The sequence below is a fragment of the Novisyntrophococcus fermenticellae genome (assembly GCF_018866245.1).
GTDB lineage: Bacteria > Bacillota > Clostridia > Lachnospirales > Lachnospiraceae > Novisyntrophococcus > Novisyntrophococcus fermenticellae.
This window is the reverse complement of record NZ_CP076458.1, coordinates 1180387-1206811: the sequence shown is the minus strand read 5'-3', so window position 1 is coordinate 1206811 and position 26425 is coordinate 1180387. Positions and strand designations below refer to the sequence as shown.

Below are 26425 nucleotides of genomic sequence, written 5' to 3'. Positions count from 1 at the left end.
TCGGCCATTTGTCAAGAATTACTTATTTTTAGAACATCGTTTCAGTAGAATAGAGCCAGAAAAAAGAAAGGAGCGCAGAAAATGTTGGGTTAAGGCATTTCTTAAAGCCACTTCTATTCCTGTCCTTTCAGTTTTGTAACCGCAAGGCCCACACCCAGGCAGGCAGCCGCAAATAACAGCTGAATTCCAAAGCCTTTCCAGATCGTAATTTTCATCGTATCTGTCAGCCGTCCGGAAACAGACAGTAAATCGTTAATCTTCTCATACCAATACACAGGCAGAAAGGCTGCCACCTTCTTTACCTCAACGCTTAACATACTTAATGGTATGAATGCACCGCATAGAAATGACATTCCCAGAGAAACCACATTGACGACTCCATTAATCGCTGCTTTATCTGTCACTGTATTTCCCACTAAAAATGAAATGGAAAGTGCTACCACCAGCAAGGCCAGACTGTTCATCAGATAGTAGAAAAGCAAGGCATCTCCTGTAAATTCTTTTCCATATAAGATTGCAGTAAACAGCATACACATGCACCAGAAGCCCAAACCAACGACGCCGAATGCCAGAAAGGCTTCCAACGCCTGTCTCCTTCCCGGTATAGCCGATGCACGCATTCTATTTTTCACATCCTTTTTGTGAAACGCCGCGAGAATAAAGCTTAATACATAGCTTAAGGCGGCAATCATAATATAGGGCAGGAATCGAAACAGATAGGAATGCATGGATGCTGCTCCCCCATCTCCGTCCGGATCTGCAAGCTTAACTATGCTCTTTTCCCGCTCCTGAATTGCCTTTTCTATCTCTTCATCCGAAAATCCCGCAGCTTTATATGTTCTTAAACGATTCATAAAGCTGTTAATCTGTTGTTCTACATAAGCACCGGAATAGGTTCCTGGTCTCGCCGTTTCCTTTACGGCTTCTTCGCCGGATATGATTTTCTGTTCAAAATCTTTTGGAATCCACACAATATATTTGATATTTCCATAATACATCTCTTCCTGAAGCAGTTCTTCATCATGCGGATATTCTTTCACATGCTGCACATCTTCTAGATATTCCTTTAAAAGCCGTGCCAGATTACCTTTGTCTTCATCCACAATCGCAACAGAATTCTTTACAGCTGCAAAATTATCCGGTTCTTCACTTGCATATGCTTTTTGCATAACAACAGCCATGGCAAAAAATATGATAAAATACAGCAGCATAGTTCCGAAATTTTGGCCGGTTATCTTTATATAGCCTTTAAATACTCTCATAGCACTCCTTCCTGACGATCAAATATGCTCCTGCAAGCATTAATACGCCAAGGACTGCCAGCGTACCAAGATCTCTGTAAAACCGCTCCGGATTGTCATATACATTGATGCAATAGAATGCGTCTGTAATCAATGCCGCCGGATTCAACCGATTCACAAGGGGCGCATGTTTTTCCACAATATCCTTCATACCTCCAATCATCAGACCGGATAAAAAACTGCACGTCATGGAAACTCCCAGCATAATACCGATTTTGAGATTTTCCGTCATTCTTCCTGCACTTCCGACCAGGATTCCCAAAGACACACCAATCATACTGCCTATACCGGATACAAGGAGCATTTTACCCATCTCCCCGGCAAATCCGATTCCCAAAATAAATCTTAAGTAAAGAACCAGGATACTCACATTCGCAAAATGAATGATAAGTACTCCCGCCATATCTGAAACAATGATTTTTAATTTATGTGTAGGCGTAATGCACCGCCTTGCTGCCAGTGGGGTTAAGTTGGCCTGCAGACCGAGAGCCGCATCAAATCCAAGAAAACAGCCGTACATACATGCCATCGCAATAAGCGCATAAAAATACTGAACATTTCCATCAATGCTCCTTCCTTTTAGGGATACGCTTTGCACCAGATTCTGATAATTGCTCATACTGGAAATCGCAGCATTCATGCCTTCCGGATGTATCTGCCCTATCTGTGTCATCATTTTGGCAGAATCTACATAGCTGTTTAGAAGTGATTCCAGTATGCTCTCTTCTATCCCTTTTGCGGCAACAGTCAGACTTATCTGATCCTCTGTATAAAAGATCCCCTTTACTTCTCTTTCTTCCAGCGCTTTCGCAGCCGCATCCTCTTTCATATATTTAACCACTATGATATGAGAATCACTTTCTTCTATTTCCTGAAGAAAGTGTTGAAAGTTGTCGGCCTCCTGGCTCGTTTCTCCTTCAACCACTGCCACCGGAATCGTAGAGAAATCGTCTTCGTCCATCTTTCCGATTGTAAAATAAAACAGAGTTCCCAGTATAATCGGAAATAAAAGAGCCCAGAACATGCTGGGTCTGTTTCTTAAGCTGGATTTAAATCTATATTTTAATAAATGCAGCATATGCCCCCCTAATCTCTTAACTGTTTTCCTGTAATCTCCAGAAAAACATCATTCAGTGTCGGTAACTGGGAAGAAACCTGCCCGAAGGAGATTTCATGTTCCTGCATATAATTCAGAATCCGTACCAGGTTGTGTCTTGCCTCACTGCAGCGGACAGTCAAAACATCTTCTTTATATTCAACCTGAAATACATGTCGGATTTCTCTTATGTCTGACACTTGAGATTGATCCAGTTGAATGTTCTCTATGGTAATGGCTTCTCCGGTCTTAATCATCTTCTTCAGTTCCTCTTTCGTTCCTATGGCAATACTTCTTCCGTGATCCATAATCGCAATTCTGCTGCAGATTTGTTCTGCCTCCTCCATGTAATGTGTGGTATAAATAATCGTAGAACCCTGTTTATTCAATTCCTGAATACCCTCAAGAATTTTATTGCGGCTTTGGGGATCTACCGCAACTGTTGGTTCATCCATGATAATCAGCCTGGGTTTATGTGCGATTCCACAAGCAATGTTTAATCTTCGGAGGAGACCTCCCGATAGTTTTTTCGGACGCATCTTCTCATATTTTTCCAAACCCACAAATGCAATCGCTTCCTGCACATATTGCTTTCTCTTATTATGCTCCTTCACGTATAAGCCGCAGAAATAATCTATGTTTTCATATACAGTCAGTTCGTCAAATACTGCCACATTCTGAAGAATTACTCCGATCTGCCGCTTTACCTCATAGTTATCCGGCGTCATCTTCCTGCCAAATATCTCGACGTTTCCTTTATCATATTTCAGCAAAGAAAGCAGACAGCCGATGGCCGTGGATTTCCCGGAACCATTCGGCCCCAAAAGCCCGAAAATCTCCCCTTCCTCGATTTCCAGATTCAGATGATCCAGTGCCAGTAAATCTCCATATCTTTTTACCAGATTTTCTATTTTTATCATATCGTCTCCCTTGAATAACTATATGATACCCACGAATTGTTCCGCACGAAAGAGCTCCCACAATCCTGAAATCATTCGGTATCATCATGTTTCGATTTTTCTTAATTATAACGGGATCTGCATCAGAAGTTAAGTGAGCAGTGTCAGAATATATTGTGACAAATGTCATCTGTATATCACTTTACTAATTCCCGGACAGCCCTTATAATAAATCTTATATGTAAGATGGGCAGGAGGGTTCTTTATGCATCGCGCCACAGATTATGCTGTTTTAATCATCTATTGTTTTCTCTTTCTATTGTTTATTCCGGTGGATACTGCTTTTATTGTGGCTTTTTTGCTCACCGTTATTTTTACTTCTTCCATATATTGTATCGGCGAAAAGCGATATAGTTTCGCTGCCACCGCTCTTTATACTTTTCTGGCACTGTTTTTTCCTTCCCTTTACATCTTTATTCCTGTTTTTCTATACCACATGCTGCAGTATGAATTTTATGTTCCAATGGTAGTTAGTCTCATCGGGTTTTGCTGGCATTTTTACGGAAAGTCAAACGAGGGTTTTTTTCTTATTTTATTCGGACTGCTTCTTTCTTTTGTTCTTCAGAGGAAAACCACCGAATACCAGGCATTAAAGGCGAAATTCAGGCAGACCCGCGACGATTCCACAGAGCTTAATCTATTGCTTGATCATAGAAATAAAACGCTTCTGGAGAAGCAGGATTACGAGGTTTATACTGCCACCTTGCGGGAGCGTAACCGCATAGCAAGGGAAATTCATGATAATGTGGGGCATATGCTGACCAGATCCATACTCACTCTTGGTGCACTAAGGGCCATAAATAGACAGGAAGAACTTTCTCCTCTTCTGGAGACCTTTGAGCAGTCATTGAATACCGCTATGGATAGTATCCGAAGCAGTGTACATGATTTGCATGATGAATCCATAAACTTAAATGAGGTAATAAAAAGTCTGATCAGTGAGTTTACATTTGCGCCGGTAGAACTTGAATATGATATGGGACTTGAGGTTCCAAAAGAAATCAAATATAGTTTTATTAGCATTACAAAAGAGGCTTTGACGAATGTTGTCCGGCACAGTAATGCTACTCAGGTATACATCATTATGAGAGAACACCCGGGCCTCTATCAGATTTCCATCCATGACAACGGAACGAAAGAAGCTACGGACGCATCACCTGGTATCGGTATTTTAAATATGAAGGACAGAGTTTCAGCAATGCATGGACATCTGCAGATTATCCGGGAAAATGGCTTTAAACTATTTATAACAATTCCAAAAACTTATTCAGGCAGGAGACGGCAAACCCATGAATATTATCCTGATAGACGATGATTGTCTTGTGTCACAGGCTTTAAAAATCATATTGGAAGCAAATGAAGAGTGTCACATACTTGCAACGGGAATCGATGGACAGGAGGCAGTTACGCTTTTTAGAATACATCGTCCGGATATCCTGCTTATGGACATCCGCATGAAAAAGATGGATGGGCTGGAAGCCGCTGCCGGAATTCTTTCTGAATTTCCAGAAGCCAGAATATTGCTGCTCACTACTTTTTCTGACGATGAATACATAGTAAAAGCACTAAAGCTCGGTGCTAAGGGCTATCTGCTGAAGCAAGACTATCAAAGCCTGCTTCCTGCCCTCAAAGCAGTCTATAACGGTCAGACTGTCTTTGGAAGTGAGATTATGGAAAAGATACCAAATCTTCTTCAGAATCATTCAAATTTTGATTATTCCAGATATGACATTCACGGAAGAGAATTGGATATTATTACTTTAATTGCAGAGGGGTATAGTAATAAAGAAATTGCGGAAACACTCTATCTAAGTGAAGGGACCGTGCGGAATTACTTAAGCTCTATACTGGATAAGCTTAATTTAAGAGACCGTACGCAATTAGCGGTATTTTATTATCAACATAGATAAACTGAATCAATTCTCATCTCCGTACTTCTTATAACCCGGGTGTCTTCCTGTCATCCCATACCCTTCGCGCATGGAAATCAACCGCTCGATATTTTCTCTTGAAAGCTCTTTAGCTCCTCCCAGAAGATGGGCATTCAGGCTGATCTGTGCAAACAGTTCCAGTGTTTCCATCCGGTAGTAGGCCGTTATAACATCGGCGCCTACAGTCAGCGCCCCATGGTTCTGAAGCAAAACTGCATCATGTTCCCCAAGATATGGCGCGATAGCCTCCGGAACTTCATAGGTGGATGGTGTCGCATAAGGTGTTACAGGAACGGAACCCAGAGTAAGTACCGTCTCAATCATCGAGTATTCATCCAATGGTTTATTGGCTACCGCATAGCCTGTCGCCACCGGCGGATGTGCATGCAAAACAGAACCTACATCTTTCCGTTCCTGGTAACATCTCATATGCAGCTTAATTTCAGAAGATGGTCTTAAGCCCGGCTCCGCCTCGATGATACTGCCATCCTTATCAATATGCACCAGCTTTTCCGGCGTGATAAAACTCTTGCTCATGCCTGTAGGTGTTGTGAGGAATGTACCATCCGGCAGTTTGGCCGAAACATTCCCATCGTTAGCAGCAACCCATCCCTTCTGCCACATCTTATGGCAGACATCACAAATCTGTACCCTTAATTCCATATAACTTAATTCCATATGCTTTTCCTTTCTTTTGCCTTTTATTATCTTTTATTCTCTTTTTGATGTAAAAAGCGACATCCTTCGACCTTTTTACCAATAAAAACAGCAGAATTTTCAAACTGCACAAAATACTTTTTTATATTCCTAAAACTTTGTTGACACTTTTCCCTCCAAATAAGGTATAACATAATTACCCCCAATACATTATATAGTTTTTGCTACACCCCATAAGAAGAAATACCTTCTCCAAAAAGGCCAGCTGTTTCAGCTGGTCTTTTTATTTGCATATCCCTTTTATCAAAAACCAAATCACAGGAACCAATAGGGATGGCAGCAAATTTAAGGTCTTACAGTTCTTGATTCCCAATATGGACAGACCCGAAGCGAAAATCAGAATTCCTCCCACAATGGATACCTCGCACATCAGCTCAGGGGATATGAAAGCAGAAAGGGCACCCGCACACAGGTAGATCCCTCCCTGCCACAGAAAAAGCACAACAGCAGCCAGAGCCATTCCAATTCCATAGGTAGATGCAAGCACCATAGATGTTACAAAATCCAGTGTGGCATTGGTAAACAAATAGGTGTTGTCATGATTCAGCGCACTTTGTATCGGTCCCAATATAGACAGACTTCCGATGCAGTATAACAGAATACCTGTGGATAATCCCTGTCCGAGATTGGATTTTGAAAATCTTCCCACCAGATTCTGAAAACGTCCTTCCAGATTTAAGATTGTTCCCAGAAGTCCCCCCGCTGCCAGACTTACTATAAAGAGAACCGGATACTTACTATCCGGTATATTACTGACCGCAGCGTTCACTCCAAGCACAGTGGCGGAAAGTCCCATAGCTGTATACAATGCTCCCTGATATTCTTCCTTGATTCCCTTTCTGACTACACTGCCTATGACACTTCCAATCAATATTGCACCCGTGTTGACAACCGTTCCAATCATAATTTTCTTTTGCCCCTTTATAAGAATGCCTATCATTCTTCTTTTTGATACCATTGATCCAGCAGTTTTTTCAGCAAGCGTTTCAGATTGTCCTGCTCTTCCTTACTCAATGCATGAAAAAGTTCACGCTCCATTTCATGCCGGGGTTTTTCCATCACTTCTGCTTTTCCTCTTTCAGTGATTTTAAGAACAATCATTCGCTTATCCTGCTCGTCCCGAATCCGTTCGAGCATTCCCCTGCACTCCAGTTTTGATATAATTTCGCTCATGGAACCCGGTTGTATCTCAAGAATTTCCTGCAGCTCCTTCTGGGTCATCTGGTCCTTTTGCGAAAGTATTCGTAAGATCTTTCCCTGACCTCGTTTCCTCTCCGGATGATGATATAGATAATGACCACATCGACCCATCAGACCAAGCAAATCTTCCTCATGGCGATTCGATTCACACATGCTTTACGCTCCTCTTTTCAGACTTTTAGGTACCTTGTCAATATAATACACGTTTCATCCCAGTTTGTCAAAAGCAATCTAAAAAAGCAAATGGCTTTTAACATCCGGCAAGACCGTGTCTCTGATAAATGGCCTTAGATAGCAATGTCCGTCTTTCTGATATATCGTCACAGCGCCACAATCAACTGTGGTAAATACGGCCGCTTGCTGTTCCTCCAGTCGTTCCAGAAGTTCCTTATGTGGGTGCCCATAGGGATTTTTTCTGCCACATGAAATCACAGCGATCCGGGGGCTGTTTTATCTAAAAATTCGGAGGATGTGGAGTTTTTTGAGCCATGATGTGCGACCTTCAGGAAATCATACCTTTCTGCCTCCTGTAGCAGTTTCTTCTCTCCGCTGCCCTCGATATCGCCGGTCAGTAAAACGTTCAGCTTCCGATAATGAATTCCCAATGTTATAGAGCCTGCGTTTTTCTCATCGGTGTAATCCACGCGGTCCGGATGCAGTACCTCAATCTTCAGTTCTCCTTTTTCGATTCTGTCACCCTTTTGCAGATAATGTACAGATATTCCCAGTTCTTCTGCCAATTTTTCGAATTGTATGCACTCCTTTCCGCCTTTCATCCACAGTGGAAGAAATAACTGTCGGACACGAAGAGCGGTCTCCTTCTTTTCTACCTTTTCCAGCAATTCCAAAATACCATTGATATGGTCTTCGTCAGGATGTGTGACAATGATTCCGTCCAGTTTTTGTATCCCCTGACTCTTTAAAAAGGGAAGTATCCGGTATTCTCCCACCTCTTTTTCACTGGTACTGCCCCCATCAACTAAAAAGCAATGTCCCTCCCCCTGCAGTACAATACTATCTCCCTGCCCTACATCCAGGATTGTAATGCAAACCTCTACAGGCATACGCCAGAGCAGAATACCTACAGCGGCAGTCAGCAATATCATATTGCATACATGATGGTAAATTTTCTTTCTCTTATTTTTGTGGGAAAGCGGGATCTTTCTGGAATTTTGTGTCTGCTCTTGTTTCCACATAAGGATTTTTACGGAACAGGTTATACCCAACAGGGTCGAATAGTAAATCAAAATCTGCCAAAGCCCTGGCTGCCCGCATATATAGACAGCCCATGGGATTTTCCGTATTATGCACATCAGCACTTCATAGCTTTCCAGAATTCCCCAGACCGGAAGCAGGATCATCTTTCCCAGTCTCAGGCTGAAAACTCCTGTACACATGCCCAGCATACCGGGGAGCATAACAAAATTCATAGTTGCCATGATCAGGAGATTGGGAAGCAGCCCGAGCAATGGAATCTCGAAAAAATAATAACAGGTCAGAGGCAGTGTAGTCAGCGTGATAACTGTGCAGGACAGGATTCCGTCCTTTAGAAGTCTTTTGAATTTTTGCCCGAACGTCCTGACTGCCTGCTTTCCTCGCATCCAGTCACGCCATACGGGATATATCACTCCTGCGCCAAGTACGGCCACGTAGGATAATTGAAATCCACTGTAGAAGAGGTACTGGGGATTTTCCGCAAGCAGTAATATCATGGACAGACTTATTGATGATACGGGATCGTAACTCCTGCCACTTAACCTGGCTCCTAAGGTTACATAAAACATAATAAGTGCTCTTAGGGTTGCTACATTATTACCGGTGAACCAGCAATAGATGCTCATCAGTACACCGGCTGCCACTATGCTTACTCCATTCGGCAGGCGGATTCTGCACAAAAGACGGTAGCAGCCCATTCCCAGCAGCGACAGATGCAGTCCGGAAATTGAAAGAATATGAAGCGCTCCTCCCATCTGATAATTTACTCTGGTTTCCGCTTCACCGTAGCTCTTATCCCCCAGGAGCATTGCAATCATAACACCTGCATGACGTTTGGGAAGCATAAGGCTTAATGATTCGGCTAAGCAGTTCCTCAGCCTTTCAGCCTTCTCTTTCCACCCATACTCAGCCTTAAGCAACTCAACGTCTCCTGCCCACATAGAATAAGCAATTTTTTTGGATTTGTAATATGTAACACTGTCAAACTGTCCGGGATTGCCCGGAGCCGGGATTTCTTTCAGCTCCCCCTGAACCTGAATTTCGCTTCCGATTGGGATAATATTTGATTGATTTTCTTTTGATAAAATGATTATGATATTCTGATGAACTGGAATTTGCGCTATAGAATTGATATTACTATCTGTGTTTCTTAGCAAAACTGGTTTCTTTAAATAATATTGTATCGAATTTTCTTTTTCCAACCTTTGGTAAACAAGGCCGGTAATATGCACGGTCTCTTCTGCATCTATGCATTCGCTCACTTGTTTTTGTTCCGCAGGTATTCCTGTAACCGGAAAACCTGCGGCTTTGAAAATGCACAAACTTAAGCAGAAACCCGCTGCGGCCACCAACAGTGGTCGTTTTATCATGAATCCGTGTCCTCCTTATTATACTGTGGATTCCATTTAAATAGCTGATCCAGCCGCACCTTGTCTTTAAAGCTTACCTTACTTTCACCGTTGATAGAGAACTGAACTTCTTTTACTTTACAAACAGTAGTCAGGGAATTGACTATGGAATATATGGGAATCTCCTGACTGACATTCAATGTATTCTCCTGAAAGCTCTGGTCAAAATTTACATAGCAGATTTCATCGGATATGGTCGCACTTAAGATATTCGTTTCGGAAGGCAGTGTGGCATAGTGACCCCCGGATTTTGGTCCTTTAATCAGCTGTTCAACCACGACACGTTCCAGAGGTATATTACTGCTGTAATAGACATTCCGTTCCTCCGGTACCAGTTTTTTCCCGGTCTCATCTGAAAAATAAAGTGTCATATTAATATTTTGGTAGGTATTAATCTCTTTTCCGGAGTTTTCTACAAAACTGCTGGCTGTCATCATGCCCACTTCTTTTCCCTGGCTGTCCTTAATCGGTTCCCCATCCACCAGTATCTGTATCCTGGCCACCTTGGGAATCTGTCCGAAGGTGCGGACCAGCCCCACTCTGGCTAAGATTTCCCGGGTAGCTTTCATATCCTTGTAGCCGCTGCTCATATTCAGACTTAATACTCCGTTATTTAAATTGGAATTTTCAATCGTAACCCTACCCGGCAGCAAATGCTGCTCATCAGAATCAACTTTTTCCGACTGCATTCCGATAAACTCTTCAATCATTGAAGCAGTATCGGAAGCTTTGGGAGAATAGGATTCTGCAACTACCTGATTGCCTTCTCCATCCAGATAATACATATGATAAGGTTTTTTGTCTTCCTCTTTGCTTTTGTTATTGCTGCATCCTGCTGCCGCCAGACAAAAGGACAGTGTCAGCAGCAGGCATATCTTTAATTTTTTCATACCTGCCCCCCTGTATAGGTGATTGGTATTCTGACCGAAAATGTGGTTCCTTCGTTTTCTTTACTGTAAACCTTGATTGCGCCGCGATGCATCACAATGGCTCTTCTGGTGATGGCAAGTCCAAGTCCCGTACCCCCGATTTCCCGGGAATGAGACTTATCAACCCTGTAAAAACGCTCAAAAATCTGGCTTAAAGATTCTTCCGGAATTCCGATTCCGGAATCTGCTACCGTAACATAAAAATATTTATGATCCGCATTCAGCGATACACGAACCCAGCCGCCCGGATTATTATATTTTATAGCGTTCTCTACCAGATTGGAGAAAGCCAGCGTCAGCTTTGTCTCATCTATCTCCGCGTTAACCGGGCGGAAACTATCCACAATCAGTTCCACATCTGCACGGGCAGCAATTGGCTTCAGGCGCTTTACCACCAGCTCCAGGAGATCATTGATATTCATCAATTCAATGTTCAGGTCAGCTGCCTTTTTATCAAGCTTAACTAAAGACAGCAAATCCGTGATGATCTTATTCTCTCTGTCTATCTCTTCTGTAATGTCCTGCATAAATTCCTGATATAGCTCAATCGGCACATTTTCCTGTCCATTCAGGGAATCCGCAAGAACCTTCATGGATGTCAGGGGCGTCTTTAACTCATGGGAAACGTTGGATACAAATTCCTGGCGGGATTCGTCCAGAGAACGCACTCTTGCCAGCATCTTATTAAATGCATCCGTTATAAGCTCTGTTTCAAGATAATCCGGAACCGAAATACTCTCATCCAGATACCCGTCAGTTATATCTTCAATAGACCGGGTCACCTTCTGAAACGGCTTCATCAGAGAACCTGACAATATGTAACCCAGTATTAACACCACAAACATGATAAGCATTAACAGAAAGAAGCCCTTTTGCTCCAAAATATCTTTACCGGCCCGGATCTCAATTGTAGAAACACTGACCAGCATTACACCCTGCAGTTCCCTGGTCTCTGTATTCTGAATTCCAACAGTCATTGCGATATAGTCATTCTTCTTATCATATTGACTGGTCTCCCTGCCATTAAAGCAATTGATGACCTCCTGAGAAACCATAAGTTTCCCCCGGTCCAGATCATAGGTATCCTTGATAACCTTGAAATCTTTATTAATAATCAGGAGACGTCCCCCGTAAATATTCGTCAGCATGTCGAATTCGCCGTTAATTACCGCATTGGTGGGATCTTCCATATACCCTGTCTTCACAAGCTGGTTACGCAGGATATCACACTGATTTCTGATTGTGGCCATCCGAAGTTTCACTGTCCGCTCTTCATAATTCTTTACGATTCCATTCTCGATGATAATACTCGGAATGATGCCGATGATAACCAGCATAAGTGTAATACGGAATCGCAGACTTCGTATAAACTTCCATTTACCTTTAAATTTAACCCTGGAAATAATAACCAACTCCCCACTTCGTGTGTACATACTTTGGATCACTCGGATTCGTCTCAATCTTCTCACGAAGACGGCGGATATGTACGTCCACGGTTCTTACATCGCCCGGATACTCATATCCCCATACGATATTCAACAGATTCTCGCGACTGTAGACTTTATTTGGATTATACACCAGAAGTTCGAGAACATCGAACTCCTTAGCTGTCAGATTGACTTCCTTTTGCCCTATAAACACCCTTCGGCTTTCACAGTCCAGCTTCAGGTCGCCCACCTGTACAACCTTGGCTTTTTCCTCTTTCGGTTCCGATTTGCTGGCCCTGCGCATAATGGCCTTTATCCTGGCTTTCACCTCCAGAATGTTAAATGGTTTCGTAATATAGTCATCAGCCCCATACTCCAAGCCCAGAATTTTATCCATGTCCTCCCCTTTTGCCGTAAGCATGACAATCGGCACACTGGAAAACTCACGGATCTGCTGGCATACCTCCAGGCCATTCATCTTGGGAAGCATGATATCCAGCAAAATAATATCATATTCATTCTCCTTAGCCATATGCAGAGCTTCTTCCCCGTCATATGCGCAGGATACCTCCATGCCCTCCTGCTCCAGACTGAAACGGATGCCCTTTACTATAAGCTTTTCATCATCAACAACCAGTACTCTCTTCGCCATAATAGCCTCCAACCTCTATCTATACTTCTATCTGTTCTTTAATCTTCTCAAAGAGTTTCTCCTTAATGCCTTCAATCTTCATGATATCCTCAATGCATTGAAATCCGCCATTTTGCTCCCGGTAAGCAATAATTGCTTTTGCTCTCGCCTCCCCGATTCCCGATAATGTGGTAAGCCGGTCCGCATCGGCCGTATTCAGATTCACCTTCTGGTTCCCCGCCTCACTTATGCTTTTGCCTGAAGGGGGCATCCCGGAAGAAGGATCCGGCATGTCTGCCGCTTCTTCTTTCGTATATACGATAATCTGCATCCCATCGATGAGCTTTTCGGCCTGATTCAGTGTTCTGTCATCTGCATCCTCCAAAAGTCCTCCTGCTGCCCTGATCAATTCATAGACACGGCTCCCTTCTGGAAGGTCATATACACCCGGATTTGCTATCGCTCCGCAAACATAGACATAGAGAAGCTGCGGTTTGTAATCTTCCGGTGACACTGCGTCCGCTTCAGCATCAGGAGGCGGTTCCCGGGATTCCCGGCCGGCCTCCTCCTCACTGTTTTCACCTGATTCACCAGAGATACCTGCTGCCGAAACATCCTGCATTTCATATATTGCCTCACTTTTTCCGCATCCGGCAGACATCACGATGCCCAGCGTTATACTTAATGCTGACAAAAAATATTTTATGATATTCATATGCATGCTCCTTATGCATTTTGCAATAAGGGTCCCTTGCCTGCATAACTATTGATATTGTAACGAATTTCTCCAGCAATTACAAGTCGAACAGCAAAAAAAGTCAAACAGTGAAAAGTTCATTCCCACTTAAACAAGATAACACCACCGATAGCCACCAGCATTCCAACCACCTTCCGCCATTCCAGTGGCTGCTTCTCCACACCGAATATTCCCAGTAATTCTATCACATACGCCACAATCAGTTGTGCAATTACAATCAGCATCACTGATTTTGCGGGGCCCAGTGTACCCATGCTCTTAATTACGGTGATTGTGATAAACGCACCGATTACTCCTCCCAGCAGGCTATACTTATGCTCCACACTAAAAAGCGCCGTGACGCTTTCACGGCCTGTCATAACCCATGCCAATACACAGACAATAAAAGCAGACAGCTGCACCCATCCAGTGGATACCCAAAGGCTCGTCTGCTTTGTAACATCCGTATTGAAGACCCCCTGGATGCTCATCAGTGCTCCGGATAACAGCGCAATCAAAATTCCCATCATAATGTACTCTTCCTTCCGGCCACAATCCGAATTGTAACCCTGTTTTTCTTAGGATGTCCATCTGATGGGAAATTATTCCTGGCACTTACACATTTCTGTCTATAGCTTTACAGGCACTTTTTCAGCTTTTCAATCATGTTATCAATATCTGTCTCTGTGATTACCAGTGGGGGTACAAGCCTCAGAACATCAGTGCCTGCACTGATAACCAGAAGTCCGTTTTCCATTGCTTTGTTAACTACGTCTCCAACTGGTTTTCCTTTGATTACAAGCCCCTGCATAAATCCTTTTCCACGGCGTACTTCCACACAGTCAAATTCATTCACAATTTCATCCAGCTTCTTTTCCAGATAAGGAGTAGTTTTCTGTACGTGCAAGGCCACATGCTCTTCTTCAAATATATCAAGCACCGTGCTCACCGCACGGCATACAAGAGGATTTCCCCCATAAGTCGTCCCATGATCTCCCGGCATCAGAGAATTTTCCGCTGTTTTCTTATTAAGCACAAAAGCCCCCACCGGAACACCACAGCCAAGCGCCTTTGCACAGGTCATCACATCTGGCTTAACACCATATTCCTGCCATGCAAACATGTGTCCCGTGCGCCCCATGCCGCACTGGATTTCGTCAAGGATGAGCAGCATGTTATGCGCATCGCACAGTGCTCTGACACCTTCCAGAAATTCTTTATCAGCCGGATAGATACCTCCTTCTCCCTGTACGGTTTCCAGAATGACTGCACATGTTTTGTTCGTTATTTCAGCTTCCACACTTTTCAGATTATTAAACTCTGCAAAACGAATGCCTCCGATTAAGGGCTTAAAGGGCTCCTGATAATGGGTATTCCCTGTTACAGAAAGAGCCCCCATACTTCTTCCATGGAAAGAATGCTTCATGGCAATGATTTCATGATCCGTCCTTCTATCCTTTAGCCAGGCATACTTTCGGGCCACTTTGATAGCCCCCTCGACAGCCTCCGTCCCGCTGTTCGTAAAGAATACTTTATCCATCCCGGACACCTTTACCAGCTTTTCAGATGCTTCTGCCATAGGGATATTGTAATATAGATTTGAGGTATGAATTAACTGGTCAATCTGATCTTTCAGTGCGTGATTATAGGTTTCATTTCCATATCCAAGTGCAAATACCGCAATCCCTGCCGCAAAGTCCAGATATTCCTTTCCATTTGTATCGTACAGATATACACCCTTTCCTTTTTCCAGCACAAGCGGAAAACGGTTGTATGTATGCAGTACATTTGCTTCGGTCTGCTCCATATATTTATTCATTTCCATGGTAATAATGCTCCTCCTCTTCTCCCAGAATTGCAGTTCCGATTCCTTTATTTGTAAAGAATTCCAACAGAAGGCAATGGGGAATCCGTCCGTCCAGTATATGTACTCTGGAAACACCATTTTCTATGGCATCGATACAATTCTGCAATTTTGGAATCATGCCTCCGCCTACATTTCCATTGTCAATCAATCCGGCCGCATCTTTCACATGCAATTCGCTGATCAGACTTTCCGGGTCTTTCGGATTCCGATATACCCCTTCAATATCTGTGAGAAATGCCAGTTTTTCTGCACCAACTGATTTTGCTATGGCACAGGCAGCATCATCCGCATTGATATTATAAGAGAGAAACTCATCATCCATTCCAATGGGGCAGACTACCGGCAGAAAATCCTTTTCCAGCAAGTCTTCCAGCACTTTCGGACATACTTCTTTCACCTCGCCCACATATCCGATATCCTTTCCTTTGGACAGTTTCTTATCCACTTTTAGAAGTCCCCCGTCCTTTCCGCTGATTCCGACTGCCTTTACCCCCAGGGATTGTATCAGGCTCACCAGTTCTTTATTTACCTTGTTCAGTACCATCTCGGCCACTTCCATAGTGTCTTGATCCGTCACCCGAAGTCCATCGATAAATTTAGGCTCCATACCTACCTTTTCCACCCAGCGGCTGATTTCTTTTCCCCCGCCATGTACGATAATCGGCTTAAATCCAACCAGTTTCAGCAGCACAACATCCTGAATGACATTTCTCTTTAATTCTTCATCCACCATAGCGCTGCCTCCATATTTGACAACTATGATTTTCCGATTAAACCGCTGGATATAAGGTAAGGCTTCAATCAGCACTTCCGCTTTTTCCAAATACTTATGATTTACCATGTTCGCACTTTTCTCCTCTATACTTTACACTTTCCGGACACGCTTTCAGGAGCGATAGTCGGCATTAATTTTTACATACTCATATGTGAGGTCACAACCCCATGCGGTTGCGTAAGCCTCCCCCATCTTCACGTCAGCAATCGCAGTAACCTCCGGTGCCGAAAGAATCTTTGTGGCCTCTTCTTCACTGTAATTAACAGCCACTCCATTCTCTATAATCTGAATTTTACCACTCACACTTTCAAAGAATAAATCTACTTTTTCCGGCTCAAAGATTACTCCTGAATAGCCCATAGCACATAGAATTCTTCCCCAGTTCGCATCATGCCCATAGATAGCTGCCTTTGTCAGACTGGATGTGACCACGGATTTAGACAGTTTCACTGCATCCTCCTTGCTCTTTGCCCCTACAACCTTAACCTCAAACAAAGCAGTTGCACCTTCTCCGTCCCCGGCGATTTTCTTCGCCGAAACCGTATTAACTTCCATCAGAGCCTGTAAAAACAGATCATATGACGCATTCTTCTCCGTGATTTTTTCATTACCCGCCAGGCCATTTGCCAAAAGTAAAACCGTATCATTCGTCGAGGTATCCCCATCCACGGAAATCATATTGTAGGTATCTTTTACAACTGCAGACAACGCCTCCTGCAGCAACTCTTTCGAGATTGCAAGATCCGTAGTTATAAAGGAAAGCATGGTGCACATATTGGGATGAATCATGCCGGAACCTTTACACATGCCTCCCACAGTCACCTTCTTACCCCCGATTTCAAAAGAAACAGCAGCTTCTTTGGATTTTGTATCTGTAGTCAGAATCGCATGGGCGGCTTCACCGGCTCCCTCCCGGGAAGCTTCGAGCCTGGGAACCAACAGCTTCACCCCTGCTGTAATTTTATCCATCGGAATTTGTTTTCCAATTACACCTGTTGAAGCAACCAAAACACCTTTTTCCGAAATACCAAGGGCTTCGGCAGCCACCCTTGCCGTCTCCTTACAATATGAAAATCCTTCTTCTCCTGTACAGGCATTTGCCACTCCGCTGTTACATACAATTGCCTGCGCCTCCGGATTATGGTATACTATTTCCTGATCCCATATGACCGGAGCGGCTTTCACCACGTTCGTGGTAAATGTACCGGCTGCAATGCATGGAACCTCACTGTATATCAGTGCCATATCTTTTTTTCCCTTTTTTTTAATTCCGGCTGCGCCGCCAGCGGCCTGAAATCCTTTTGCAGCTGTAACTCCTCCATCAAAAAAATTCATCTTTTTTTCCTCCTCGAGTTCGAATGTTTTTAGGATTGCGGGAGCACGAGGTGCGTAGCAATCCGTAGGTATTATGGAAATACCGGAGCCATTAAAAGTCCTTCTGTCTCTGGAAGACCAAAGAGAATGTTCATATTCTGGACAGCCTGACCGGCTGCGCCTTTTACCAGATTGTCCATGGCCCCCATCAATATCAGCCGGTTGGTTCTGATATCAATCTTAAAATTCACATCTACAAAGTTACTGCCCTCCACCCATCTGGTTTCGGGACATACTTCCCTTTCCAATACACGTACAAAACGCTCTTTCCCATAATAGCTGTCATATATTGCTCTGATTTCATTATAAGTTACATTCTTTTTCAAGGATGCATATGCGGTTACCAGAATTCCGCGATTCATCGGAACCAGATGCGGTGTAAAGTTAATGCATACCGGATAACCTGCGGCATAAGACAACTGTTCCTCGATTTCGGGTGTATGTCTGTGAGTTCCGACCCCGTAGGCTTTGATATTTTCATTCACTTCACAATACAAATTACCCAGTTTGACACCACGCCCAGCACCTGAGGTTCCCGACTTCGCATCAATAATCACAGAATTGCCCTCAATAATCCCTTCCTTCAAAAGCGGATAGATGGACAATATAGAGCATGTAGGATAGCAGCCCGGATTCGCTATCAGTCTGGCATTTCTGATTTTGCTCCGGTTAATCTCACACAGACCATAAACAGCTTCTCCTATAAACCCGGGAGACTTATGATCTATTTGATACCATGCCTCATAGATAGAAACATCTTTGATTCTAAAGTCTGCGCTGAGATCAATTATCTTTACCTTTTTTAAAATTTTTTCATTTACCAGAGATGCACAAAGCCCTTGGGGCGTTGCCGTAAATATAACATCTACCTTATCAGCCAGTTCCTCCATATTGTCATCCATGCAGACAGCATCCACAAGCTGAAACATATTCTGATATACTTCATAATACTTCTTATCAATATAGCTTCTGGAACCATACCATACAATTTCGACATCCTTATGCCCCAGCAAAAGCCTTACAATTTCCTGGCCCGCATACCCTGTGGCGCCTATAATTCCCGCCTTAATCATGTTTTGTCAATTCCTTTCTGTATATGTAAAACTCTGTATCCGTTCGAATAATTATACATTATCTAACGGTGTAATGCAAGTTATTTTGAATATTTATAGATTCCTCTTGCATATTACCTCGAAATGGTGTATATTTGCTTATAGTGAATAAAGCAAAAAAGCAAACCAAATACAGGAGGATATCATTATTATGAAGGAAAAAGTAATTTTAGCATATTCCGGAGGTCTGGATACCACAGCAATTATTCCCTGGCTGAAAGAAAATTTTGATTATGAAGTAATCTGCTGCTGCATCGACTGCGGTCAGGGCAACGAACTGGATGGTCTGGAGGAAAGAGCAAAGCTCTCTGGTGCTTCTAAATTATATATTGAGAATATCATCGATGAATTTTGTGATGATTACATCATGCCTTGTGTAAAGGCAAGTGCTGTATATGAACATAAATACCTGCTCGGAACCTCTATGGCCCGTCCGGTAATTGCAAAAAGGCTGGTTGAAATTGCAAGAAAAGAAGGTGCTACCGCAATCTGTCACGGTGCTACCGGAAAGGGGAATGATCAGATCCGTTTTGAACTTGGCATCAAAGCTCTGGCCCCTGATCTTAAGATTATCGCACCCTGGCGAATGACTGACGTCTGGACTATGCAGTCCCGTGAAGATGAAATTGAATACTGCAGGCAGCACGGAATCGACCTTCCGTTTTCTGCAGACTCCAGCTACAGCCGTGACCGTAACCTGTGGCATATCAGCCATGAAGGCCTGGAGCTGGAAGACCCTGCTAACGAGCCGAACTTCGGACATATGCTGGTTCTCGGCGTAACTCCTGAGGAAGCACCAGCGAAGGGCGAATATGTTACCATGACATTTGAAGCCGGGGTTCCGAAGACATTGAACGGGAAATCCATGAAAGTATCCGAAATCATCACTGAGTTAAATGAACTTGGCGGTAAGCATGGTATAGGTATCGTAGATATTGTGGAAAACCGGGTCGTAGGCATGAAATCCCGCGGCGTATACGAAACTCCGGGGGGAACTATCCTGATGGAGGCTCATGATCAGCTGGAAGAATTGATTCTGGATCGTGATACCATGGAAACCAAGAAAAAACTGGGCAGTCAGTTCGCACAGATTGTATATGAAGGAAAATGGTTCACACCTCTGCGTGAGGCCATCCAGGCATTTGTAGATGTAACGCAGCAGTATGTAACCGGAGAAGTAAAATTCAAGCTGTATAAGGGCAATATCATCAAAGCAGGAACTACTTCTCCATACAGTCTTTACAATGAATCCCTGGCTTCCTTTACGACTGGTGAGCTTTATGATCATCACGATGCAGACGGGTTCATCACACTGTTCGGACTGCCGCTGAAGGTCCGGGCTATGAAGATGCAGGAATTAAATAAGGATCAGCAGTAGTTGAGGCGGGACAGCGCACGTAGTTGTTCGTGCGCTGTCCCTGAATTATACATATTTCAAAAAACATTCATATATCATTTCTTATCTACATATTACTTCTATAAAGAACGTTTCACAAATAAATCTATACTTACCCACTTTTCGGACAAACTATTAGAATATACTTATAACATCTGTTACTTTTATCAGGAGGTACTTCTATGTTACTGATTGGCTTATTTTTGCTGCTGTCAATTATCTTACTTCCGCTTTTTGCTGTGATTCATGTAACTACTGCATATGACAGGGCGGCAGATGATCTTCAGCAGGAAGATTTTATAAAAAAATACAATGGTCGTTCCTTATAAGAATCGGATTACCTGAATATGTTTACTGCTCCGGAGTGGCAAAACTCACGGAGTTGTGATAGAATAGAGATACTTTAAGTATCGGGAGTGTATCTATTCATATGAAAAAGCCAGGTTACTATTCATCCGGTGAATTCGCCCGCATGGCACATGTAACGCTGCGGACCATCCGTTATTATGACAAACAGAATATCTTAAAACCATCGCTGGTCTTGGAGTCAGGTGCACGCTTTTACTCTGACGAGGATTTTGCACGCCTTCAGCAAATTCTTCTATTGAAGTACCTTGGTTTCTCTCTGGATGATATACGAAACATGACCATTACGGATTCCGATTATCACTTTATGATCAACTCTTTGAATATCCAGCTGAAACTTGTCCAGGACCGCATTGAGCAGATGCAGCTAGTAGAAAAAGCCATCCAGGACACCACCGCTGCTATTCAGACAGAACATGCCGTGGATTGGAACCAGATGTTAAATCTGATTCATCTGACGAACATGGAAAAAAGTTTTAAAAACCAGTATCAGAATGCTTCCAATATTTCTGCCAGAATCAATCTGCACAGCCTTTTTTCCCAGAATCCGCAAGGTTGGTTTCCGTGGATCTATGAACAGTGTCAGATTCATCCGGGAATGAGAATTCTCGAGATAGGCTGCGGAGATGGAACCCTTTGGACAAGTAATCTCTCCCGCCTGCCAAAAGACCTCCATATAACACTTTCGGATATATCGGAAGGAATGCTGCGTGATACCCGCCGTGCACTAAACGCCAACGATGTGAATTTTACATTTAAAGTATTTGATTGTCACAACATTCCTTTTAAAAATGAATCTTTTGATCTGGTGATTGCCAATCACGTACTATTCTACTGTGAAGATATAAAGCAGGTCTGCACAGAGGTCAGGCGTGTACTGAAACCTGACGGAATGTTCCTATGCAGTACCTATGGCCGTAACCATATGAAGGAGGTAAGTGATCTGGTACAGGAATTTGATGAACGGATTGTCCTTTCAGCAGATAAATTATACGAGATTTTTGGCCGTGAAAATGGAATGGCTATCCTCAAACCCTGTTTCTCCCAGGTAACGTGGAAACCGTATGAGGATTCTCTTCTCATCCCGGAACCGGAACCGTTAATTTCCTATATTCTCTCCTGCCACGGCAACCAGAATCAGTATATCCTGGATCGTTATATGGAATTTCTATCCTTTGTAAAGAAAAAAACAAGGTATGGATTTCATATAACCAAGGATGCGGGCATATTTCTGTGTAAAGTTTCTTAATTTTTTCTTAAAACACTTGAAGGTGACCTAGGGTCACCTTTTATAATGTCTATAGTTGCAAAGGATAAGTTACAAAAAAGGAGAATTATATGAAGGGGATTATATTAGCCGGTGGATCGGGTACACGTCTCTATCCGCTCACCATGGTAACCTCAAAACAGTTACTTCCAATCTATGATAAGCCGATGATTTACTATCCGATGTCTGTACTCATGAATGCCGGCATCCGGGATATTCTGATTATATCCACACCACAGGATACGCCGCGTTTTCGAGAACTTCTGGGAGATGGGCATCCGTTTGGCGTAAATCTTTCCTACGAAGTACAGCCAAGTCCGGATGGTCTGGCACAGGCCTTTATCATCGGCGAGGAATTTATCGGGAAAGACTCTGTAGCGATGGTATTGGGCGATAACATCTTCGCCGGACACGGCCTCAATAAACGCCTGAGAGCAGCAGTTTCAACGGCAGAATCAGGTAATGGAGCTACCGTCTTCGGCTACTATGTAGACGATCCTGAGCGATTCGGTATCGTGGAATTCGGAGAGGACGGAAAAGCCCTGTCGATTGAAGAAAAACCTGCAAATCCTAAAAGTAATTACTGCGTTACAGGCTTGTATTTTTATGATAATCGTGTCGTTGAATATGCCCGTAATTTAAAGCCAAGTCCACGTGGAGAACTGGAAATCACAGACCTGAACCGCATCTATATGGAAAATGGGGATTTGAATGTGGAAATGCTGGGTCAGGGATTTACCTGGCTGGATACCGGAACCCATGAAAGCCTGGTCGAAGCAACAAACTTTGTAAAGACCATGGAAGATCACCAGCACAGAAAAATCGCCTGTCTGGAGGAAATCGCATATTTAAACGGTTGGATTACCAAAGACGAGGTTTTAAAGGTCTATGAGGTTTTAAAGAAAAACCAATATGGCAAATACTTGAAAGATGTACTGGACGGCAAATTTCTGGATGTACTGCACTAATGTGCCTATTTTGAATTATAAGGAGATTTTGATTGATGAATATTATTGTAACCGGCGGTGCCGGGTTTATCGGAAGCAACTTCATTTTTCACATGTTAAAGAAATATCCGGAGTATCGTATTGTATGCCTGGACTGTCTGACCTATGCCGGCAACCTGTCAACGCTGGCACCTGTTATGGATAACCCCAATTTCCGTTTTGTAAAAGAAAGCATTACAGACCGCGAAGCTGTATACAGACTCTTTGAAGAGGAGCATCCTGATATCGTGGTAAATTTCGCTGCTGAAAGCCACGTAGACCGTTCCATCGAAAATCCTGAAGTTTTCCTGGATACAAATATCAAAGGCACCGCTGTCCTGATGGATGCCTGCAGAAAATATGGAATCCAGAGATACCATCAGGTTTCCACTGATGAAGTATATGGAGACTTACCACTGGATCGGCCGGATCTCTTCTTCACCGAGGAAACACCGATTCACACAAGCAGCCCCTACAGCTCTTCAAAAGCCGGAGCAGACCTGCTGGTACTGGCTTATCACCGTACCTACGGTCTGCCTGTCACCGTGAGCCGCTGCTCCAACAACTACGGTCCCTATCACTTCCCGGAAAAACTGATTCCTCTGATGATTGCCAATGCCCTGAATGACAAACCACTTCCCGTATACGGAAAAGGTGAGAATGTCCGTGACTGGCTCTATGTGGAAGACCATTGCAAAGCGATTGATCTGATTATTCACAAGGGACGTGTCGGTGAGGTTTATAATATCGGTGGTCATAATGAGATGACAAATATTGATATTGTTAAGATCATCTGCAGAGAACTTGATAAACCGGAAAGCCTGATTACTTATGTAACGGACCGGAAAGGTCATGACATGCGCTACGCCATCGATCCTGCCAAGATTCACAGGGAGCTTGGTTGGCTGCCGGAAACAAAATTTGCCGACGGAATCAAAAAAACGATTCAATGGTATCTGGATCATAAGGAATGGTGGGAAACAATTATTTCGGGTGAATATCAGAACTATTATGCAGACATGTATGAGAATCGCTGATTATATTACTGTAACAAGGCCACCGGCTAAGCCGGTGGCCTTAATTTGTTTCAAAACTGTATCGCCGTAAAATTCAAAATATCACTTTTTTGCTGCTTAAGGTTTTTTTATCAATTTTGCAAGGATAATTCCCACTAAAACCGCACCCAGTAAAAAGAGCAGGGTACTTAAGTATGACCCGCTGGAATCATAAAGAAATCCTGCAATCGTACTTCCAAAAGACGAAAAGAAAAGATTCATATTCAAAATTGAGAAATTCACATTATAATTTTTCCTTCCGTAAAAGGCGCCTACAAAAGCGGAGTTTGTCGTGGGAACACCTCCATAAGCCATCCCCATCAGTGAATACCCAACAATCAAAATCGAAAAACTACCAATTCTTATTGAAAGAATCATAAGCAGAAGTGCGCCACAGAACAGTATTTCATTGGTGAGCATTGTTTTTTTACGTCCGATTCGATCATACATACTCCCGAAAAGAACACGCCCCACACCATTAAAGATGGAAATCAGTCCTACAGCTGTGGATAGTGTTCCTGCCGAAGCCTTCGGTGCCACCTCCGCTGCCATGCCGCCCGCTTGTGATATCACAGCAAGTCCGGCTGCACACAACAGAACTGCCCAGATAAAATACAGCCAGAAGGAACTTCTCTTTATCATCTGATAAAAATTCAGTTCTAAGGTTTCCTCCTGCTTCTCCTGTTTCGTCTCCTCTTTTTCATCCGGGTCTGCAAATTGCGCAATCTCTTCTGCACCCGGTCTCTTTATCAGAAAAGCGGATAACAGCAGAATTACAAAGAGAAGAATTCCCATGAACTGAAAGGATCCTCTCCAGGCTTCGCCTTCACCTGTAAATGCCTGATAGACCTTTCCAATCAGAAAACTTCCAATTCCAAAGCCCATAAGTAAGATTCCGGATATAAGACCCGGCTTATCCGGAAAATATTTCGTCACCGAGCCCATGACTGAATTATAGGCAATACCAGATGCCATTCCAGCTAACATGCCATACCCTATGTAAAGACCGGGCAGTGAGTCCGTGTTTGAAGCAATAAAAAAGCCGGCCAGAAAAAGGCAAGCCGAAGCAAGCATATTTATTTTTACATTTACTTTATCAGACAGGACTCCCGCCAAAAAACCTCCCAGACAGAAAAACATAATACAAATTGTAAATGTCAGGGAAAGCTGTGCACTGGTCCAATCCGTAAAATATGCAGCTATGGGCCTGGAGAGTACACTCCAGGCATAGATAAGTCCCGCAAATAAAAGGACAATTACCCCCATAACTGCATGAAACCATCGGTTTTGTTTCATCAATTATTTCTCCTATGTCTTTCTTATCTTCTGGGTATATAACCTCTATATTGACTATATGCATCACAGGTAGGATAATCTGTGACAAATGCTCCTCTTATTTCAAAATTAGACTTTAAATATGGAAATACATCCCCATCCTTTGCCCATGATGGTGCTTTAATCTTATCTGCTGTTTCCACAGACAGATGATGCCAGGCTGTAGGACCTGTAAACCACATTTCTACGACCCTATGCATCGGACAGTTATTAATTTCCTGTCTTACCTTGCTGGTCAAAATACGGGTGCAGCAGTTATTCGATTCAAAGTGAGGGAACACTTCTTCAAACAGCCACTTATCCCCTTCTTCTTTAGAAACACCTTCCGGATAAGTCAGTGTAAAATTCCAGCGGTAATTAGGGCCTTCTTCCAGCGTACGTCCTGTGCCTTTTATATCTTCTTCCCACCACATAGGGCAAAAAGCGAATACGAATGGCGGGCAGCCGTTATTTCCCCCTGTTGCACGTGCATCATCCCCTGACAACAGCACATCTCCGGCCGTCTCCGGCACGGTTCCCTGCCACTTTAAAGCTTCAATCGGCATATATTCCTGAAATGCCTTTACCTTAAGAGCCGGATCCATAATGTTTACAAGCCAGCTGTGTTCTGTAATCTGCATACGTGCTGTTCCAAATCTTTCTCCGCCTTCAGGAACCGGCAGTGCATTATAAAATGCATACTTCGTGCAGTAAGGCTCAAACTGGGAAATGCTCTCCGGAATATGATGAAAATAAAGCCAGTGCTCCAGTTTATGTCTGTACTCCTCTTTTACTACATCTACGTAGATAAAGCTCCGCATCGGATCAAATTCTACTCCCATTTTTATTCTCCTTTTTATGTAATTTTTTTTCAACCAGTTTGCAAAAAAAATCTACCCCCGCACCTACATACCAGACTCCCACAGCCATGGCCACTCCAATTTGAAAAGGTATGGTTTTGTCCATACTTAAAGTCTCAGGCGTCATCAAGCTTAAGCCAATGGCCCAGCCACAAAGCCAGGAAGGCAGATAGATATATCTGTCTAAGACAGAGGCGATGAGTACAGCTGCAAATCCTAAAACTGCCAGGCTTAAAAATAATCCCACGTTTTCTCCCAGCTTTAAATTCTTCAGAATCCAAAGAGCAAGACACGCCCAAAAATCACCGCACCAGAAACCTGCTGTTATTTTTAAGGCATCTTCCCTTTTATTTCCATTCGCTGCATAGACTCCTGCACAGATTAAAGCCACTGCTCCTGTCTTAATCCCCAGATATGGTGCGGCTACCGCCCATAAGGGCGGAAATACCGCAATAGCCGCAGCCAGGATGAAAGTTTGTTTCTTAATGTGCATAAATTTACC

At 43.3% G+C, this 26425-nt stretch carries 26 protein-coding genes; 7 read left to right on the top strand and 19 right to left on the bottom strand.

What is annotated here, in order from left to right; genetic code table 11:
• Positions 1 to 113: 113 nt before the first annotated feature.
• From KNL20_RS05380 to KNL20_RS05370, 3 genes are read right to left on the bottom strand one after another with little or no spacing between them, the layout of a single operon-like run.
• Positions 114 to 1262, bottom strand: coding sequence for an ABC transporter permease (locus tag KNL20_RS05380; protein ID WP_230399596.1), 1149 nt, complete (start codon positions 1260 to 1262; stop codon positions 114 to 116).
• Positions 1249 to 2379 carry an ABC transporter permease gene (locus KNL20_RS05375; protein ID WP_230399595.1) on the bottom strand — a complete coding sequence of 377 codons (1131 nt, stop codon included), beginning with the start codon at positions 2377 to 2379 and terminating at the stop codon, positions 1249 to 1251. Before KNL20_RS05375 ends, KNL20_RS05380 begins: the two co-directional genes overlap by 14 nt.
• Positions 2380 to 2387: 8 nt before the next feature.
• The gene (locus tag KNL20_RS05370; protein WP_230399594.1) at positions 2388 to 3317 is read right to left on the bottom strand and encodes an ABC transporter ATP-binding protein; all 930 of its coding nucleotides are present in this window, start codon (positions 3315 to 3317) and stop codon (positions 2388 to 2390) included.
• 244 nt (positions 3318 to 3561) lie between these two features.
• Here KNL20_RS05370 and KNL20_RS05365 point away from each other — a divergent pair, with 244 nt between their 5' ends.
• Entirely contained in the window at positions 3562 to 4671 is a 1110-nt protein-coding gene (locus KNL20_RS05365) for a sensor histidine kinase (RefSeq protein ID WP_230399593.1), read from the top strand.
• Positions 4646 to 5266 (top strand): response regulator, encoded by a 621-nt coding sequence (locus KNL20_RS05360; protein ID WP_230399592.1) that lies wholly within the window; start codon positions 4646 to 4648, stop codon positions 5264 to 5266. The genes KNL20_RS05365 and KNL20_RS05360 overlap by 26 nt, the downstream gene beginning before the upstream one ends.
• A 6-nt stretch (positions 5267 to 5272) precedes the next feature.
• Here KNL20_RS05360 and KNL20_RS05355 read toward each other — a convergent pair whose 3' ends face one another.
• From KNL20_RS05355 to argC, 13 genes are all read right to left on the bottom strand, one after another.
• On the bottom strand, positions 5273 to 5965 hold the full coding sequence (locus KNL20_RS05355; protein ID WP_230399591.1) for a class II aldolase/adducin family protein: 693 nt from the start codon (positions 5963 to 5965) through the stop codon (positions 5273 to 5275).
• Positions 5966 to 6227: 262 nt separating this feature from the next.
• Entirely contained in the window at positions 6228 to 6908 is a 681-nt protein-coding gene (locus KNL20_RS05350) for a DUF554 domain-containing protein (protein ID WP_230399590.1), read from the bottom strand.
• Positions 6909 to 6940: 32 nt separating this feature from the next.
• Positions 6941 to 7357: a MarR family winged helix-turn-helix transcriptional regulator gene (locus KNL20_RS05345; protein WP_230399589.1), complete on the bottom strand. Its 417-nt coding sequence runs from the start codon at positions 7355 to 7357 to the stop codon at positions 6941 to 6943.
• 275 nt (positions 7358 to 7632) lie between these two features.
• Entirely contained in the window at positions 7633 to 9789 is a 2157-nt protein-coding gene (locus KNL20_RS05340) for a DNA internalization-related competence protein ComEC/Rec2 (RefSeq protein WP_230399588.1), read from the bottom strand.
• Positions 9786 to 10718, bottom strand: a complete 933-nt coding sequence (locus KNL20_RS05335) for a GerMN domain-containing protein (RefSeq protein WP_230399587.1) — start codon at positions 10716 to 10718, stop codon at positions 9786 to 9788. Before KNL20_RS05335 ends, KNL20_RS05340 begins: the two co-directional genes overlap by 4 nt.
• The gene (locus tag KNL20_RS05330) at positions 10715 to 12190 is read right to left on the bottom strand and encodes a sensor histidine kinase (RefSeq protein WP_230399586.1); all 1476 of its coding nucleotides are present in this window, start codon (positions 12188 to 12190) and stop codon (positions 10715 to 10717) included. Before KNL20_RS05330 ends, KNL20_RS05335 begins: the two co-directional genes overlap by 4 nt.
• Positions 12147 to 12836: a response regulator transcription factor gene (locus KNL20_RS05325; RefSeq protein ID WP_230399585.1), complete on the bottom strand. Its 690-nt coding sequence runs from the start codon at positions 12834 to 12836 to the stop codon at positions 12147 to 12149. Before KNL20_RS05325 ends, KNL20_RS05330 begins: the two co-directional genes overlap by 44 nt.
• Positions 12837 to 12855: 19 nt before the next feature.
• Positions 12856 to 13530 carry a helix-hairpin-helix domain-containing protein gene (locus tag KNL20_RS05320; protein WP_230399584.1) on the bottom strand — a complete coding sequence of 225 codons (675 nt, stop codon included), beginning with the start codon at positions 13528 to 13530 and terminating at the stop codon, positions 12856 to 12858.
• Between the two features lie 119 nt (positions 13531 to 13649).
• Positions 13650 to 14081 (bottom strand): DMT family transporter, encoded by a 432-nt coding sequence (locus KNL20_RS05315; RefSeq protein WP_230399583.1) that lies wholly within the window; start codon positions 14079 to 14081, stop codon positions 13650 to 13652.
• A 107-nt stretch (positions 14082 to 14188) separates the two neighbouring features.
• A complete protein-coding gene (locus KNL20_RS05310) occupies positions 14189 to 15370 on the bottom strand; it encodes an aspartate aminotransferase family protein (RefSeq protein WP_334300000.1) in 1182 nt (393 codons plus the stop codon).
• The gene (argB, locus tag KNL20_RS05305; RefSeq protein ID WP_230399581.1) at positions 15363 to 16259 is read right to left on the bottom strand and encodes an acetylglutamate kinase; all 897 of its coding nucleotides are present in this window, start codon (positions 16257 to 16259) and stop codon (positions 15363 to 15365) included. The genes KNL20_RS05310 and argB overlap by 8 nt, the downstream gene beginning before the upstream one ends.
• 45 nt (positions 16260 to 16304) lie before the next feature.
• Positions 16305 to 17528 carry a bifunctional glutamate N-acetyltransferase/amino-acid acetyltransferase ArgJ gene (argJ, locus tag KNL20_RS05300; protein WP_230399580.1) on the bottom strand — a complete coding sequence of 408 codons (1224 nt, stop codon included), beginning with the start codon at positions 17526 to 17528 and terminating at the stop codon, positions 16305 to 16307.
• 71 nt (positions 17529 to 17599) lie between these two features.
• Positions 17600 to 18640: an N-acetyl-gamma-glutamyl-phosphate reductase gene (argC, locus tag KNL20_RS05295; protein ID WP_230399579.1), complete on the bottom strand. Its 1041-nt coding sequence runs from the start codon at positions 18638 to 18640 to the stop codon at positions 17600 to 17602.
• A 190-nt stretch (positions 18641 to 18830) separates the two neighbouring features.
• Here argC and KNL20_RS05290 point away from each other — a divergent pair, with 190 nt between their 5' ends.
• The 5 genes from KNL20_RS05290 (at position 18831) to rfbB (ending at position 23731) form a co-directional block, all read left to right on the top strand.
• Entirely contained in the window at positions 18831 to 20057 is a 1227-nt protein-coding gene (locus KNL20_RS05290) for an argininosuccinate synthase (protein WP_331468318.1), read from the top strand.
• A gap of 200 nt (positions 20058 to 20257) precedes the next feature.
• The gene (locus tag KNL20_RS05285; RefSeq protein WP_230399578.1) at positions 20258 to 20404 is read left to right on the top strand and encodes a hypothetical protein; all 147 of its coding nucleotides are present in this window, start codon (positions 20258 to 20260) and stop codon (positions 20402 to 20404) included.
• Positions 20405 to 20505: 101 nt separating this feature from the next.
• The gene (locus KNL20_RS05280) at positions 20506 to 21690 is read left to right on the top strand and encodes a MerR family transcriptional regulator (protein WP_230399577.1); all 1185 of its coding nucleotides are present in this window, start codon (positions 20506 to 20508) and stop codon (positions 21688 to 21690) included.
• Positions 21691 to 21779: 89 nt separating this feature from the next.
• Positions 21780 to 22676, top strand: coding sequence for a glucose-1-phosphate thymidylyltransferase RfbA (gene rfbA, locus KNL20_RS05275; RefSeq protein ID WP_230399576.1), 897 nt, complete (start codon positions 21780 to 21782; stop codon positions 22674 to 22676).
• A 35-nt stretch (positions 22677 to 22711) separates the two neighbouring features.
• Positions 22712 to 23731, top strand: a complete 1020-nt coding sequence (gene rfbB / locus KNL20_RS05270) for a dTDP-glucose 4,6-dehydratase (RefSeq protein ID WP_230399575.1) — start codon at positions 22712 to 22714, stop codon at positions 23729 to 23731.
• A gap of 96 nt (positions 23732 to 23827) precedes the next feature.
• Here rfbB and KNL20_RS05265 read toward each other — a convergent pair whose 3' ends face one another.
• From KNL20_RS05265 to KNL20_RS05255, 3 genes are read right to left on the bottom strand one after another with little or no spacing between them, the layout of a single operon-like run.
• On the bottom strand, positions 23828 to 25045 hold the full coding sequence (locus tag KNL20_RS05265) for an MFS transporter (RefSeq protein WP_230399574.1): 1218 nt from the start codon (positions 25043 to 25045) through the stop codon (positions 23828 to 23830).
• A gap of 23 nt (positions 25046 to 25068) precedes the next feature.
• Positions 25069 to 25905: an acetyl-CoA hydrolase gene (locus KNL20_RS05260; protein WP_230399573.1), complete on the bottom strand. Its 837-nt coding sequence runs from the start codon at positions 25903 to 25905 to the stop codon at positions 25069 to 25071.
• Entirely contained in the window at positions 25889 to 26416 is a 528-nt protein-coding gene (locus KNL20_RS05255) for a DUF1097 domain-containing protein (RefSeq protein ID WP_230399572.1), read from the bottom strand. The genes KNL20_RS05260 and KNL20_RS05255 overlap by 17 nt, the downstream gene beginning before the upstream one ends.
• Positions 26417 to 26425: the final 9 nt, after the last annotated feature.